Origin of the sequence: Streptomyces lunaelactis (assembly GCF_003054555.1) — a bacterium.
Lineage (GTDB): Bacteria > Actinomycetota > Actinomycetes > Streptomycetales > Streptomycetaceae > Streptomyces > Streptomyces lunaelactis.
The window spans coordinates 6379063-6394505 of record NZ_CP026304.1; the positions used below are offsets into that span (position 1 = coordinate 6379063).

The window sequence follows — 15443 nt, forward strand, 5'->3', positions numbered from 1 at the left end:
AAAGACGAAGGCCGAGGTACGGGCCGTCCCTCTGCGCACGTCCCGTACCTCGCGATCCCCGGTCCCCGGTCTATGCGGCGGGGCCGCCCGCCCCGGCCGACCCGCTGAGCGCCTCCATGTCGCTCTTGCGGACCCGGAGGACGAACACCGCGGTCAGCACGGCGAGTCCGACCAGACCCACCCCGGCCCAGAACGATGTCGCGATGCCTTCGGCGAGCACCTGGTGCCCCCACGGGGGCGGCAGTTCGTGCGTCTTCTCGAAGACCGCCTTCTGGGCAGGTGTCGAATCCGCAAGGAACGAAGGCAGCTGCCGTTCGGCCTCGTCGCGGCCGGCGGTGCTGAAGACGGTCATGAGAATCGACAGTCCCAGGGAACCACCCACCATCTGTGTGGCGTTGAGCAGACTGGAGGCCGCACCGGATTCGTGTTGCGCGACGCCCGATACCGCCGTCAGCGTCGCCGTCACGAATACCAGACCCATGCCGAACCCGAAGAGCAGCATCGGGCCCAGCACCCCGCCCGCGTACGAGCTGCCCGGGTCGAGCGCGGTGAGCCAGGCCATGCCGCCCCCGGTGAGCACCGCACCCGCGACCAGGAACGGCTTGGGCCCGAGCACCGGCAGCAGCTTCGACGAGATTCCGGCCGCGGTCACGATCATGACCGTGACCGGCAGGAACGCGAGACCGGAGGTGATGGGGCTGTAGCCCAGCACGTTCTGCACGAACAGGACGATGAAGAAGAACATCCCGAACATCGCCGCGGCGAGACTCATCATGATCAGATACGTGCCGGAGCGGTTCCGGTCGGCGAACATCCGCAGCGGAGTGATCGGTTCCTTCGCCCGCCGCTCGGTCAGTACGAAGGCCGTGAGGAGCACGATCGCCGCCGCGAACGCCGCGAGCGTGAGCCCGTCGCTCCAGCCGTCCTCGGATGCCCGGATGAAGCCGTAGACCAGGGACGCCATGCCCACGGTCGATGTCAGCGCGCCCGTGATGTCGAACCGGCCGGAGTGCCGCTCGGACTCATTGATGAAGACCGGCGCGAGGACGGCGATCAGAATGCCGATCGGCAGGTTCACATAGAACACCCAGCGCCAGTTCAGCCACTCGGTGAGCATTCCGCCGGCGAGGAGACCGATGGCCGCGCCGCTGGCCGAGACCGCGGCGAAGATCCCGAACGCGCGGTTGCGCTCCGGGCCTTCGCGGAAGGTCGTGGTGATGAGCGCGAGCGCCGTGGGCGAGGCGATGGCGCCGCCGACACCCTGAAGCGCGCGTGCCGCGAGCATCTGCCAAGGCTCCTGCGCAACACCGCACAGCAGTGAGGCGAAGGTGAAGAGCAGCACACCGAAGACGAACACCCGACGGCGGCCGAGAATGTCGCCTGCCCGGCCTCCGAGCAGCAGAAGCCCGCCGAACGTGAGGGTGTAGGCGTTGACCACCCATGACAGCTGGGTTGTGGTGAACTCGAGCGCTCCTTGAATGTGAGGGAGCGCAATATTCACAATCGTGGTGTCGAGGACCACCATGAGCTGCAGGGCGGCGATGACGGTGAGGGCGATGCCGGGGCGTCCCTGCCTGCGGGCCGCTCCCGGTTTGCTTGGAGCTGTTAGTTGAGAGGTTGTCACCATGGATCCCCCACAAGTGAGTTAGTGAACGCAGCCGTTCACTGTCTCGTCAACCGTAGAGAATCCCCGTCAGTGAACGCAAGCGTTCACTGAACCTCCTGTCCCCAACGGAGAGAAGAACATGGCCAATTCGCGCTGGACTGCCGCCGCAGAGACGCCCCCGGTCTCGCTGCGCCGTCGAGGACCTGTGCTGGAACGGGCGATCCTCGAGGCCGCTCTGGAGCAGTTGAGTACGGTCGGCTGGAGCGGGCTCACCATGGAGGGCGTCGCCGCCGGGGCCCAGACCGGGAAGGCCGCCGTCTACCGGCGCTGGCCGTCCAAGGAGGACCTGGTCGCGGACGCGCTGGAGGCCGGGCTGCCGACGCTCGACGTGGCCGCGGACCACGGCAGTATCCGCGAGGACCTCTTTCAGTTGTGCCGGCGGGTGCGGGACACGATGTACTCACGGTCCGGCTTTGCACTCCGCTCCGTGCTTTACGAGTGCGACACCACCGCCGCAGAGCGCTTCCACGCCGTGATCGTGCGCGGGGTGATCGAGCCGTCCACCCAGCTCTTCCGGGAGGTGGTGCGCCGTGGCGTGGCACGTGGCGACGTGCGTCCGGATGCCACCTGTGAGCTGGTCTTCGATGTGATTCCGGGGCTGATGATGTACCGGTCCAAGGTGTGCGGAAGTGAATGGCCGGACGACGACATCGCCGAGATGATCGATCAGGTCATGGTCCCTCTGCTCCGCCCGCGTACCGGCTGAGCGCAGACCTTGAGCCGCTGAAGGGAATCCGGTTGTCACCGCCGGGGTCCGGCGGCGTAACCTTGCTGGCGCCATGCCGTACGAACCACCCACCCACGCAGTCGAGCGCTCGATCCGAGCCACCACCGGCGCCAAGATCGTCGCTGGTGTCGACGAGGTCGGACGCGGCGCGTGGGCCGGGCCGGTCACCGTGTGCGCGGCCGTCACCGGACTTCGCAGACCGCCCCAGGGGCTCACCGACTCCAAACTGATCACCCCCAAGCGCCGCACGGAGATGGCCGGGCTGCTGGAGGACTGGGTCACCTCGCACGCCCTCGGGCACGCCTCGCCGGAGGAGATCGACGAACTCGGCATGACCGCAGCGCTGCGGCTGGCCGCCATCCGTGCGCTGGAGGCGCTTCCGGTACGTCCGGACGCCGTCATCCTCGACGGCAAGCACAACTACCTGGGACTGCCCTGGAAGGTCCGTACGGTCATCAAGGGTGACCAGTCCTGCGTGGCCGTCGCGGCCGCATCGGTGATCGCCAAGGTGCGCCGGGACGCGATGATGGCGGAACTGCAGGGAGAATTCGCGGACTTCGGCTTCGCCGCCAACGCCGGCTACCCCTCGCCCGTGCACAAGGCCGCGCTCGAGGAACGGGGACCCACGCCCTACCACCGGCTCTCGTGGTCCTATCTCGACGCGCTGCCCCAGTGGCGGCACCTCAAGAAGGTCCGCGTCTCCGCGGAGGCGCTCGCACTGGAAAGCGGGGGCCAGCTCGGCTTCGAATTCTGAACTCGCCCTTCCCGTAGCAGGATCGCACCTATGTGCCCACCCGCCGATGCTTTGCGCACCGGCATTTGATAGACATCCACCCATGCCTCTCATCCCCGAGGAGCCTCAGATTCACGAGAGTGCCCAGGGTCCCCGCGCCACTCCGGCCGCAGGCCGTACCGCGCCGACCCCTCGTCCCGTACCCGGACCGCGTTCCGCGGCCTCGCCGCGCCCCGGACACCCGGGCCCCGGTTCGGCCAGGCCCGCGCCGCCGCGTACGCACACCTCCGCCGGGCAGCCGCAGGCTGCCCGGCCGGAGACTCCTTCCGTACCGCGGATCCAGCTGATCCCCGCCCCTGCGGACGGCGCGCTCGACGCCGCCGACGAGGCGGTCGACCTGCTGCTTGACTCCGGCCGTGGTCCGGGCGACGTCCTGGTGCTCACCACGGGTGAGCAGCACCCTTGGGCCGCGCACGAGCTGTCGTTCGGCGAGGCTGCCTACTGGGGCCAGCACGACGCCGGCGACGACGTCTTCTACGCCGACGCCGCTGCGGCGGGCCGGGCCTCGGCCCGGCCCGTGGTGGTCGTCGCGGTCAACGGAGGCGCCGACGACGTGGCCGCCGGCGCACTTCCCGCGGCCATGGCGAAGGCCACCGCGCTGCTGATCGTGTGCGGTGACCCCAAGCGGATCAACGCTGTGCTCGGCACGGGCGCCTGAGCCGTACCGCCCGTTCGCCGCACGGCGTGCACGGCTTGCACGGACCACTGGTCCGGTCGTGAACCGGCTGCCCAGACAATGGGCAGCCGGACGTCGATGTCAGCGCGCCGCTGCGCGCCGCAGCGCTTCGGCCGCGCCACTCGCGGTGCGCAGCGGCAACGGCTCGACTTCGGCACCGACATCGGAGAGATCGCCCGGCGACGACAGGGAGCTGGGCCGGCGGCCACCGCGGCCTTCGCCGAGCACCTGCCAGCCACCGCGTGTGAGCGTGATGTACGCACCGCAGCGCAGCCCGTGCAGCGTGCACGCGTCCCGCAGCCCCCACATCCACGCCCCGTCCTCCTCCGTCCAGCGCTCGTCGCCCTCGCGGCAGTAGAGCAGTACGGCGGTGCGTACCGGTGTGCGGCGACGCAGATCGTGCGGGATGACCCGGCGCAGATTGGCCAGCAGGACGTTGCGGAACTCCCAGCCGTCCGCAGGGGTGGAACGCCGGTAGAACGAAGCGCTGGCCGCGAGCCGTTCCTCGTGGTCGAGCACGGCGACGACGGCAGTCGCCGGTGCCGGCGTGTGCCGGGTGTGCAGTCCGCTGACCACCTCACGCGGATTGCGCAGCAGCGGTATCCCGGCTGCCGCCCACTCGGCGGGCTCGAGCATCCTGGCAAGGCGGCTCGCGGAGTTGGCCGATGTGTTGATCGAAGTGGCTGCGGACGTAGCGAATCCGAAGGTCACGGTCCTCCCTTCGCATACGCGCCCACAGTGCGGGCGAGGTCGGATGAGGGCGCACCGCGGCACGGCCCTTCCGGACCGCGAACGGACCGTGCGGGGAGCGGTCCAATTCTTGCTGCCGCGTGCGCATGCGGCAACGCGCATTTTGGCCCCACCGACGGGAATCGGCGGGTTTGACGTTCATATCCCTGCCCAGCTTCCGCCCCAGCGACCCCTCCTGTCACGTTTGAATGGCAAGGACCAGCGGAAACACCCCCCTTGCACCTGCCCTGCGCAGCAGCCGCGCCGCCACCGCGAGAGTCCAGCCGCTGTCCGAAAGATCGTCGACCAGCAGCACGGGCCCGTCGGCCGCCGCCAGCGCCTCGGCCAGTTCGGGCGGCACGGTGAACGCCTCGTGCAGCGCTCGCACCCGCTGGGCGCTGTTGGTACGTGAGATCCGTGTATCCATTGCCTCGGGCGCGTACTCGACGGAGCCCAGCAGCGGCATCCGGCCGACCTCGGCGATCCGGCTGCCGAGGGATCCGACCAGCTGGGGCCTGCCGCGCGAGGCGACGGTGACCACACCTACCGGCCGGGGCGGTGCGTCAGCCGCTCCGGACGCCCAGCCGCCGGGGCCCTTGGCCCAGTCGGCGAGCACGGTCACGACGGCCTTCACCACATCGTCCTGCACTGGGCCATCGGGGGCCTGCGCCGCCAGCATCGGCCGCAGCCGGTTGCCCCAGCCGATGTCGGAGAGCCGCCCCAGTGCCCGTCCCGGGAATGACTGCTCCGCTTCGGGGATACGGCCCTTGAGGCTGATGCCCACAGCCGCCAGCCCGGTCGGCCACATCTTACGGGGCTCCACGTCCGCACCCGGCCTGCCCAGCTCCCCGCGAGCGGCATCCAGGGCAGCCCCGGACACCTTGTCGCTGAACCGGGCCCCCGAGCAATTGTCACAGCGCCCGCACGGCGCGGCTTCGTCGTCGTCCAACTGCCGCCTCAGGAACTCCATCCGGCAGTCGGTCGACGTCGCGTAGTCGCGCATCGCCTGCTGCTCGGACTCACGTTGCCGCGCGACCCAGGCGTAGCGCTCGGAGTCGTAGGACCAGGGCTGCGCGGTCGTGGTCCAGCCGCCCTTCACCCGGCGCACCGCGCCGTCCACGTCGAGGACCTTGAGCATCGTCTCCAGCCGCGTACGCCGCAGCTCGACCAGTGGTTCCAGGGCGGGCAGCGAGAGCGGCCGGTCCGCCTGCCCCAGCACAGCGAGGGTGCGCCGGACCAGCTCCTCCGGCGGGAAGGCGACCGAGGCGAAGTACTGCCAGATCGCCTCGTCCTCCTTGCCCGGCAGCAGCAGTACCTCCGCGTGCTCCACACCACGGCCCGCGCGGCCCACCTGCTGGTAGTAGGCGATGGGGGAGGAGGGCGACCCCATGTGCACGACGAATCCGAGGTCGGGCTTGTCGAAGCCCATGCCCAGCGCAGACGTGGCGACCAGGGCCTTGACGCGGTTGGCGAGCAGATCCTCCTCGGCCTGCTGACGGTCGGCGTTCTCCGTACGGCCGGTGTACGAGGCCACCGTGTGCCCGCACTGGCGCAGATACGCCGTGACCTCCTCGGCTGCCGCGACCGTGAGGGTGTAGATGATCCCGGAGCCCGGCAGCTCGCCGAGATGATCGGCGAGCCAGGCCAGACGGTTCGCGGCATCGGGCAGCCGCAGCACACTCAGGCTGAGGCTCTCGCGGTCCAGCGCGCCGCGCAGGACGAGGGCGTCCGTGCCCGCCCCCGTGCCCAGCTGCTCGGCGACGTCGGCTGTCACACGGGCATTGGCCGTGGCGGTGGTGGCGAGCACCGGGACGCCGGCCGGCAGGTCAGCGAGCATGGTGCGCAGCCGCCGGTAGTCGGGCCGGAAGTCATGGCCCCAGTCGGAGATGCAGTGCGCCTCGTCCACCACGAGCAGTCCGGTGGCGGCGGCCAGCTTGGGGAGCACCTGGTCACGGAAATCGGGGTTGTTCAGCCGCTCGGGACTGACCAGCAGCACATCCACCTCGCCCGCGGCCACCTCGGCCTGGACCGTGTCCCACTCCTCCGTGTTGGAGGAGTTGATGGTGCGGGCACTGATGCCGGCCCGCGCCGCGGCCTCCACCTGATTGCGCATGAGCGCGAGGAGGGGAGAGACGATCACGGTCGGGCCGCTGCCGCGCTCCCGCAGCAGCGAGGTCGCCACGAAATACACCGCGGACTTGCCCCAGCCGGTCCGCTGCACGACCAGCGCCCGGCGCTTGTCGGCGACCAGTGCCTCGATCGCCCGCCACTGGTCCTCGCGCAGGCGGGCCTTGCCCGTGGTGTCCGAGACGAGACGGGCGAGTACTGAGTCGGCCGAGGCCCTGAGGTCTGCGCGGTCTGGGTTGGTCATGCCCCCATGCAACCCGATGGCGCCGACAAAGCGCGAACGGGGCCACAAGCCTGTGGATAAAGTTATCCACAGGGGTCGCGCCGCGGGGACCGCCACGGGATCTTCGTGCCATGAACAAGCACCACGAACCCACCGGTCCGGCCGACGAGCAGCAGATCACCCTGCGCGGTCCGTCCGAATTGGCCGATGCCCTCCCGTACATGATGGGCTTCCATCCGAACGATTCGATTGTGCTCGTCGCATTGCACGGCAGCCGCGGCCGCTTCGGCGGGCGGCTGAGGCTCGGCATTCCACGCTCGCCGCGTGAATGGTCGCCCGTGGCCGAGCAGCTCGCGGAGTGCCTGATCGAAGGCAGTGAGCGCCGCGGCTCCCGCCCCGACGGCATCGTCGTCTTCCTCTGCCAGGACCCGGCCGAAGGCGAGACGAGCCGGTTGGTGATGGAGCGGTTGCGCCCCCTCGCACAACGGCTGCGCACCGCCTGCGGCACCTTCGAAGTGCCTGTCTACGAGGCTCTTTGCATCTCCGGCGGCCGATTCTGGTCCTACTGCTGCCCCGACGCGCGCTGCTGTCCGCCCGAAGGCAATGCACTGGCCCTGCCGGGTACTTCGGTGATGGCCGCGGCCGCCGCCTACGCCGGAATCCAAGTACGCGGCTCCCTCCGGGAGATGGAGGGCAGGCTCGCTCCCTGGACGACCCCGGCAGTTGCCGACCAGGAGAAGGCGCTGGACGCCGCAGGTGCCGCGCTGCTGCCCCGGATCCTTGACGGAGCGGGTCGTGAGCAGGTTGCTACGGAGACCCTCGCGCTGGCCGGCCGAATGATGAAGCGCATCGCCGAGACACCAAGGACCGGTGGCTGGGCCGAGTCCGATGTCGCGGACGACCGGCTCATCGCGCATGACGAAGCCGCCGCACTGATCCTCGGCCTTCAGGACCGGGAGACCCGAGACCGGGCCGCGGAATGGATGGAGGGACCGGACGCAGACCCGGCGCTGCGGCTCTGGCGGGCGATGGCCCGCCGGTGCGTCGGCCCGTACTCCGAGCACGCCGCCGCACCGCTCACCCTCGCCGGCTGGGTCGCCTGGTCCGCCGGCGACGAAACCGGCGCACGAGTCGCCCTCGGACTCGCCCTGAGCGTCGACCCGGAGTACGTGTTCGCCCGACTGCTGCACCAAGCCTGTAATGAGGGCCTGGACCCGGAGACGCTGCGCAGCTGTCTGCGCACGGCAGGCGGTGCGGCGGCGGACTCGGGGACCCGCAGGAGCGGCGCGCGCAAGCACCGTCCACGGCCGCAGCAGGCCCGGCCGGCCACCGGTAAGAAGGGCATGCCGGGCTCCGGGACACGTCCCGGAGCGCCGGCGCCGGGGAATCGCAGCCGCGCCCGCAGGCGCAGCGGGGACCGCGGCACCAGGAGCGGGCGATGACGCCCTTGACCCGGATGCCCGTGTCCACCGTTCACCATCGTGTCGGAGCACCTGGCCGTCGCGGCCGGGATCCAGCTCCTGACCACCCTCGCGGGCATCCGCCCCCATGTCCCCGCCCGCACCGTCTCGCTGAATCCGGTGCGTTCCGCACCCCTCGGAGCCGTACAGATTTCGGGGCTGTGCGTCGCCGGTGAACCCTTTGCCGTACGGATCAGCCGGCTCGGTCTCTCGATGGTCGAGCAGGCCGCCGACGGCCTCCAGTTGGGGGTGTGAGCCGGGTGGGCGGGCAGAGCGGGGGAGTGCGTGAAGAAACAGTCACCGCTGCCGGAGAAGGGAGTGTTTATCGTCAGGCAGACGACTATGATCGCGGCATGTCGCCCTACGACCCGTCGGCCTTTCCGCCCTTCGCCGTCACCGTCGACCTGGTCGTGCTCACCGTGCGCCGCCATGCACTCTGCGCGCTGGTCGTACGCCGCGGAGAGCCGCCGTTCCAGGGTCGGTGGGCGCTGCCCGGTGGCTTTGTCAGGGGCGACGAGGATCTGGCGGCGGCGGCAGCGCGCGAGCTCGCCGAGGAGACCGGGCTGTGTGCCCACGACCCCGCCTCGCCGGCGCCGGGCAATGGCGCGCATCTCGAGCAGCTCGCCACCTACGGCGACCCCAAGCGGGATCCCCGTATGCGGGTCGTGAGCGTCGCCCATCTGGTGCTCGCACCGGACCTGCCCGCACCCCGCGCGGGCGGTGACGCGAACAGCGCGCGCTGGGCCTCGGTCGAGGACCACCTGGGCCAGGAGAACGGGTTCGGCCGGGAGGGCGAGCAGCCCGCCCCGCTCGCCTTTGACCATGCGCGGATCCTGGCGGACGGGGTGGAGCGGGCCCGATCCAAGATCGAGTACTCCTCGCTGGCCACGGCCTTCTGCCCGCCGGAGTTCACGGTCGGTGAGCTGCGACGGGTGTACGAAGCGGTGTGGGGCGTCGCTCTCGACCCCCGGAACTTCCACCGCAAGGTGACCGGCACCCCGGGCTTCCTGGTCCCGGCCGGCGGGACCACCACCCGCCAGGGCGGCCGCCCCGCTCAGCTCTTCCGGGCTGGTGGCGCCACCGTACTCAATCCGCCGATGCTGCGCCCGGAGGTCTGACGGAGGGTGCGGCGGAGGTTTGACACCCGGGGTCTCCTCGCTGCGCAAAAAGTCTGAAATGTCGCGTTATCTTGCTGCGGTACCCACTGCCGCCGAGCGGTCTCACCTCCCGCGAGAGAAGCGATGCTCCAGGCCATCGGACTCACCAGCACCCACCGCCGAGACCTTCCGCCCGCCGTCGACGATCTCACCTTCGAAGCCCGGTCCGGTTGTGTCACGGCCCTGCTCGGCGCCCCCGGCTCCGGCAAGACAACGGCTCTTCGGCTGATGCTCGAACTCGAGTCCGGCCGGGGTGTCACGTACTTCCGCGGCAATCCCCTCCACAGCATCGCCCACCCGGCCCGTGAGGTCGGGGTGCTCCTCGGCGACGTACCGGGTCATCCCGCGCGGACGGCCCGGGGCCAGCTCCGTTTGCTCTGCGCGGCTGCCGGGGTGCCCGTGTCCCGCGCCGACGAGATGCTGGACGTCGTCGGTCTCGCGGGCCTCGGGGGCCGGCGGCTCGGCACGCTCTCCCTCGGCATGGACCGCAGACTCGGGTTCGCCTCCGCGCTGTTGGGCGACCCGCAGACGCTCATTCTCGACGAGCCGTCGAAGGGCCTCTCGCCCCGCGAGAACAGCTGGCTGTCCGGACTGCTGCGTACGCACGCCTCCTACGGCGGAACCGTCCTCTACACCACCAGCGACCCCAAGGAGGCGGCCCGCCTCGCCGACCGCGTCGTCACCCTCGACGGTGGCCGACTCGTCGCCGATCAGGACGCGGCCGCCTTCTCCAGAACCAGGCTCCGCCCCCGGGTCGCCGTCCGCACCCCGCACGCCGCCCGCCTCGCCGCGGTTGTCGCCGGCGAGGCGCGCGCCGCTCAGCGCTCCGTCGAAGTGGTCACCGAGGAGGGCAACCTCCTCTCCGTCTACGGCAGCAACTGCGCCGAGATCGGCGAGACCGCCTTCCGGCACGGTGTACTGGTCCACCGGCTCACCGACGAGGTGGGTGACAGGGGCCCCGCCCCCGCACCTGCCCCCGTAGCAGCACGGGGAGCGGCATCTGCGGCGACCGCGGGCACCGACGGCGAGAAACGGCTCGTCCCGCCCTCGGCGGAGCGCCCCGGCGCACTGTCCCACCCGTCCCCTCCGCGCCCCGTACGCAGCCCCCTGAGGCCGCTGCGCTATGAACTCCGCCGTCTCCTCGGAGTCCGTACTGCCGCGCTCATCGCAACCGCCGTGCTCGTCGCCTCTGTCGCCCTGTGCGTTCTGCTCGCCCGCATCGGCGACACCCCGCTGCCCGCCCTCCTCGCCGCCTGGCCCGACTTCCTGCCCCTGCCGCCCGCCGCCTTCGGTGCCGGCCTCGTCGGGGCGCTCTCCTTCGGTGAGGAGTTCCGCTACCCCGCCCTCGCGACCGCACGCGGCACCGTGCCCCGCCGCCTCGGCCTGCTCCTCGCGAAACTCGCGGTGACCGCGGCGACCGCCCTGCTGCTCGCAGTGCTCGTCGCGGCCGCCGACTCCCAGGCCCTCCGCCTCGTGTACGGAAGCGATTTGACCCCCGTCCTGCAGAACTGGCCCGCGCTGATCGCCAGTTGGGGCGGGCTGGCGGTCGGCTGCGCCTGGGCCGGGCTGCTCGCCGCCGGGGTCTTCCGGGTCGCGGCCGCCGGAGTGGCCGCCGTGCTCGCCGTACCCGTCCTGATCGCCCCCCTCGTACAGAAGGCCCTCGTCGTTCCGTCAGCACGTTCGATCGCCGGACTGCCGAGCAGGCTGCGCGAGCTGGCCTGGGTGCAGCTGCCGCAGCAGGCCGACCTCCTGCTGATGGCAGTCGTACGCCTCGTCGCCCAACCTGTCGGTGCGGCACTGACGTTGTCGTTGTCGGCCCTGATCTGCGCATATCTGTTCACGGGCCTTCGTCGCGGCGCACGTTGGTGACCATGATCGACCGGGACTCGACGAACTGTTCGCAACTCCCTTGAGTGCGCCCGTTTCTTTCCGATAAGGCGTCAATTGCGAGGCGAGCGCCGATCACCCTTTCGTGTGCTTTTCACCAAAGACCTCAAGGGTCTCGGGAGCCACGCCGACAAAGGATGCGTGAGTACCCTTGCGCACACCATGATGACCGCCGCCCGCCCCGCCGAGTCCGGCCTCGCCGGCCCGGGCGACCTCGACCGATACCCCTACGCGGAGTCGCCCGGCGCCGGCCGCGTAGGCCCTCCCCCCTGGGACGGTGCCGACGTCGAGTTGGGCCGGGTCGGCCGCCGCGCGGCAGGCAACCGGGGCCGCGGACTGCACGGCCAACTCGTCCAGCAGCTCGGCCAGATGATCGTCTCCGGGGACCTCGGCGCCGACCGCCCGCTCGTACCCGAGGAGATCGGCCAGCGCTTCGAGGTCTCCCGCACCGTCGTCCGTGAATCCCTGCGCGTCCTCGAGGCCAAGGGCCTTGTCAGCGCCCGCCCCAATGTCGGCACCCGGGTCCGTCCGGTCAGCGACTGGAATCTGCTGGACCCCGACATCATCGAGTGGCGTGCCTTCGGTCCGCAGCGTGACGATCAGCGCCGGGAGCTGAGCGAGCTGCGGTGGACCATCGAGCCGCTCGCCGCGCGCCTCGCCGCGGGGCACGGCCGCGAGGACGTTCAGCAGCGTCTCGGCGACATGGTCGAGATCATGGGCCACGCCCTCACTCAGGGTGACGGGATTACTTTCTCCCGGGCGGACGCGGAGTTCCATTCCCTCCTGATCCAGCTCGCGAGCAACCGCATGCTGGAGCACCTCTCCGGCATCGTTTCGGCCGCCCTTCAGGTCTCCGGCGGCCCGGTCGCCGGCTGTGACCGCCCTACCGAGGCGTCCCTGGCCCACCACGCGCGGATTGCCGACGCCCTCGCCACCGGCGATGCGCACGCAGCCGAGTCCGCCATGCGTCAACTGCTCACGGTTCACCAGGAGGTGGAGCGAGTCGTGCCCGCTCCGCGCGAGCACTGACCGCAGAAGTCGGTCGGGGAGTACGAAGGCGTAGGCATCGCGTGTCGCCGGATTCCACGGGGGTCCGGCGGCACGATTGTGTGGTGAACGCCCCTTCTGGCCGATTCGTCGCAAATGAGGTGTGACTCGGGCCACGCGGATTGGGCGTAACACTCCTCGGAGCAGTGCGATGACCTAAGAGGTGATAGCCGAAGAGGGAATACAGCAGCCATTTGCGGCGCTGTTCAGCTCCGAGGCTCAGCCCGCGCCACCGGCACATCCGCAGCCTGGTGGTCGTCGGTTCCGGCCCGATCATGGGTGGGGCCGGAATTCTTTTCCATCGTTCCGAGAGGTTGTTCGTGTCGGCCAGCACATCCCGTACGCTCCCGCCGGAGATCGCCGAGTCCGAATCTGTGATGGCGCTCATCGAGCGGGGAAAGGCTGATGGGCAGATCGCCGGCGATGACGTGCGTCGGGCCTTCGAGGCTGACCAGATTCCGCCAACCCAGTGGAAGAATGTTCTGCGCAGCCTCAACCAGATCCTCGAGGAAGAGGGTGTGACGCTGATGGTCAGTGCCGCGGAGTCGCCGAAGCGCGCCCGCAAGAGCGTCGCAGCGAAGAGCCCGGCAAAGCGCACCGCCACCAAGACCGTCGCGGCCAAGACCGCCACGGCGAAGACCGTCGCGGCCACCGCGGCGCCGGCGGCCGAGACCGTCGACGTCCAGGCCGACGAGGTTGAGGCGAACGCGCCTGCCAAGAAGGCGGCCGCCAAGAAGACGGCAGCCAAGAAGACGGCGGCGAAGAAGACCGTCGCCAAAAAGACCGTGGCCAAGAAGACCGCGGGCAAGAAGGACTCCGACGAGGCCGCCGAGGGCGAAGAGGTCGATGAGGCCCAGCCCGGTGCCAAGGGCGAGGAGGAAGAGGCCGAGGGCGAGAACAAGGGCTTCGTCCTCTCCGACGACGACGAGGACGACGCGCCTGCGCAGCAGGTCGCGGTCGCCGGCGCCACCGCCGACCCGGTCAAGGACTACCTCAAGCAGATCGGCAAGGTCCCGCTCCTCAACGCCGAGCAGGAGGTCGAGCTCGCCAAGCGCATCGAGGCGGGCCTGTTCGCCGAGGACAAGCTGGCGAACGCCGACAAGCTCGCGCCGAAGCTCAAGCGCGAGCTGGAGATCATCGCCGAGGACGGCCGCCGCGCCAAGAACCACCTGCTGGAGGCCAACCTCCGCCTGGTCGTCTCGCTGGCCAAGCGCTACACCGGCCGCGGCATGCTCTTCCTGGACCTGATCCAGGAGGGCAACCTGGGTCTGATCCGCGCGGTCGAGAAGTTTGACTACACCAAGGGCTACAAGTTCTCCACGTACGCCACCTGGTGGATCCGTCAGGCGATCACCCGCGCCATGGCTGACCAGGCCCGCACCATCCGTATCCCGGTGCACATGGTCGAGGTCATCAACAAGCTCGCGCGCGTCCAGCGTCAGATGCTCCAGGACCTGGGCCGTGAGCCCACCCCGGAGGAGCTGGCCAAGGAGCTCGACATGACCCCCGAGAAGGTCATCGAGGTCCAGAAGTACGGTCGCGAGCCGATCTCCCTCCACACCCCCCTGGGTGAGGACGGCGACAGCGAGTTCGGTGACCTCATCGAGGACTCCGAGGCGGTCGTACCGGCCGACGCGGTCAGCTTCACGCTCCTGCAGGAGCAGCTGCACTCGGTGCTCGACACCCTGTCCGAGCGTGAGGCGGGCGTGGTCTCCATGCGCTTCGGTCTCACGGACGGCCAGCCGAAGACCCTGGACGAGATCGGCAAGGTCTACGGCGTGACGCGTGAGCGCATCCGTCAGATCGAGTCCAAGACCATGTCGAAGCTGCGTCACCCGTCGCGTTCGCAGGTTCTGCGCGACTACCTCGACTAGGTCGTCACAGCAGTAGGCAGCAGTCGGCCGAGGGCCCGGATCCCGTCAGGGGACCGGGCCCTCGGCCGTGTGCGGGTGCGTGCCGTGGCGCGTTGGCCGACTCTGAGTGGACACGCTTAACGCAGAGTCAGGAGGCCGTATGCGTCATCCTCTCGCCCGAGCCCTGACCGGGGCGCTGGCCCTGATCACGGTGGCTGCCGTGGCGCCGCTCGCTTCACCCGCCCCCGCGGCCGCCGACAGTGTGGTCGTGGGCGGCTATTCGGTGCAGGTCGAGGACAGTCCATGGGTGGTGGCGCTGTCCAGCCGTGACCGGTTCGGCGGAACGCGAGCCGGTCAGTTCTGCGGCGGTGTGGTGGTGGCGCCGACGAAAGTGATGACCGCCGCCCACTGCCTGAGCCGGACCGTACTCGGCACGGACGTGACTGGTGTGCGCGATCTGGCGGTCGTCTCGGGGCGCACGCGGCTGCTCGGTACGGGCGGCCGCGAGATCCCGGTGAGCGCCACCTGGATCGCGCCGGAGTACTCCCCGGGGACGAACAGCTCGGACCTGGCGGTGCTGACGCTGGCGGAGGCGCTGCCCGCCTCCCATGCGATCGGCCTCGCGGGCGTCGGCGATCCGGCGTACGCGCCCGGTACGAGCGCCACCGTCTACGGCTGGGGCGATATGACGGGCAGCGGAAGCTATGCGTCCTCGTTGCGGGCGGCGAGCGTGACCGTGCTGCCGGACTCGGCTTGCGGGCAGGCGTATCCCGGTGGCCTGGGCGGGAGGTACCTGGAGTCCACGATGCTCTGCGCCGGACACCCGCGGGGCGGGCGCGACGCCTGTCAGGGGGACAGCGGAGGGCCGCTGGTCGCCCGAGGGCGGCTCATCGGACTTGTCTCCTGGGGCAGTGGCTGCGGCCGGGCCGACAGCCCAGGGGTGTACACACGCATCTCGGCGGTGGCCGCGTCGTAGACGGCACCACGGGTGCTCAACGGCCCGAGCGTCTCAACGGCGCGCTCCGAGGTCACGTTATGAGAGCGGGCGGACGCCCCTGGTAGCCAGGGGCGTCCGCCCGTCGACCGGTCCTGGACCGG

12 protein-coding genes and 1 pseudogene are annotated in these 15443 nt (G+C 70.3%); 10 read left to right on the top strand and 3 right to left on the bottom strand.

Annotated elements, in window-relative coordinates:
• Window positions 1-70: 70 nt before the first annotated feature.
• Window positions 71-1624, bottom strand: coding sequence for an MFS transporter (locus tag SLUN_RS29445; RefSeq protein ID WP_108155000.1), 1554 nt, complete (start codon window positions 1622-1624; stop codon window positions 71-73).
• Window positions 1625-1745: 121 nt separating this feature from the next.
• Here SLUN_RS29445 and SLUN_RS29450 point away from each other — a divergent pair, with 121 nt between their 5' ends.
• The 3 genes from SLUN_RS29450 (at window position 1746) to SLUN_RS29460 (ending at window position 3844) form a co-directional block, all read left to right on the top strand.
• Window positions 1746-2372, top strand: a complete 627-nt coding sequence (locus tag SLUN_RS29450) for a TetR/AcrR family transcriptional regulator (RefSeq protein WP_108153002.1) — start codon at window positions 1746-1748, stop codon at window positions 2370-2372.
• 73 nt (window positions 2373-2445) lie between these two features.
• Window positions 2446-3147: a ribonuclease HII gene (rnhB, locus tag SLUN_RS29455; RefSeq protein WP_108153003.1), complete on the top strand. Its 702-nt coding sequence runs from the start codon at window positions 2446-2448 to the stop codon at window positions 3145-3147.
• 82 nt (window positions 3148-3229) lie between these two features.
• Window positions 3230-3844: a hypothetical protein gene (locus tag SLUN_RS29460; RefSeq protein ID WP_108153004.1), complete on the top strand. Its 615-nt coding sequence runs from the start codon at window positions 3230-3232 to the stop codon at window positions 3842-3844.
• Between the two features lie 99 nt (window positions 3845-3943).
• Here SLUN_RS29460 and SLUN_RS29465 read toward each other — a convergent pair whose 3' ends face one another.
• Both SLUN_RS29465 and SLUN_RS29470 read right to left on the bottom strand, forming a co-directional pair.
• Window positions 3944-4573, bottom strand: coding sequence for a hypothetical protein (locus SLUN_RS29465; protein ID WP_108153005.1), 630 nt, complete (start codon window positions 4571-4573; stop codon window positions 3944-3946).
• A gap of 217 nt (window positions 4574-4790) precedes the next feature.
• Window positions 4791-6962 (bottom strand): RecQ family ATP-dependent DNA helicase, encoded by a 2172-nt coding sequence (locus SLUN_RS29470; RefSeq protein WP_108153006.1) that lies wholly within the window; start codon window positions 6960-6962, stop codon window positions 4791-4793.
• Window positions 6963-7072: 110 nt separating this feature from the next.
• Between SLUN_RS29470 and SLUN_RS29475 the strand changes: the two genes are divergently transcribed.
• From SLUN_RS29475 to SLUN_RS29505, 7 genes and pseudogenes are all read left to right on the top strand, one after another.
• On the top strand, window positions 7073-8383 hold the full coding sequence (locus tag SLUN_RS29475; RefSeq protein WP_108153007.1) for a DUF4192 domain-containing protein: 1311 nt from the start codon (window positions 7073-7075) through the stop codon (window positions 8381-8383).
• A gap of 54 nt (window positions 8384-8437) precedes the next feature.
• Window positions 8438-8656 (top strand): annotated as a pseudogene (locus tag SLUN_RS29480) (glycogen debranching N-terminal domain-containing protein); the annotation flags it as partial.
• Between the two features lie 98 nt (window positions 8657-8754).
• Window positions 8755-9519: an NUDIX hydrolase gene (locus SLUN_RS29485; RefSeq protein WP_108153008.1), complete on the top strand. Its 765-nt coding sequence runs from the start codon at window positions 8755-8757 to the stop codon at window positions 9517-9519.
• Between the two features lie 123 nt (window positions 9520-9642).
• A complete protein-coding gene (locus SLUN_RS29490; protein WP_108153009.1) occupies window positions 9643-11427 on the top strand; it encodes an ATP-binding cassette domain-containing protein in 1785 nt (594 codons plus the stop codon).
• A 159-nt stretch (window positions 11428-11586) separates the two neighbouring features.
• Window positions 11587-12474, top strand: coding sequence for a FadR/GntR family transcriptional regulator (locus SLUN_RS29495; protein WP_108153010.1), 888 nt, complete (start codon window positions 11587-11589; stop codon window positions 12472-12474).
• A 338-nt stretch (window positions 12475-12812) separates the two neighbouring features.
• Window positions 12813-14366 carry an RNA polymerase sigma factor gene (locus SLUN_RS29500; protein WP_108155001.1) on the top strand — a complete coding sequence of 518 codons (1554 nt, stop codon included), beginning with the start codon at window positions 12813-12815 and terminating at the stop codon, window positions 14364-14366.
• A 139-nt stretch (window positions 14367-14505) separates the two neighbouring features.
• Window positions 14506-15321 (top strand): S1 family serine peptidase, encoded by an 816-nt coding sequence (locus SLUN_RS29505; RefSeq protein ID WP_108153011.1) that lies wholly within the window; start codon window positions 14506-14508, stop codon window positions 15319-15321.
• Window positions 15322-15443 lie beyond the last annotated feature (122 nt).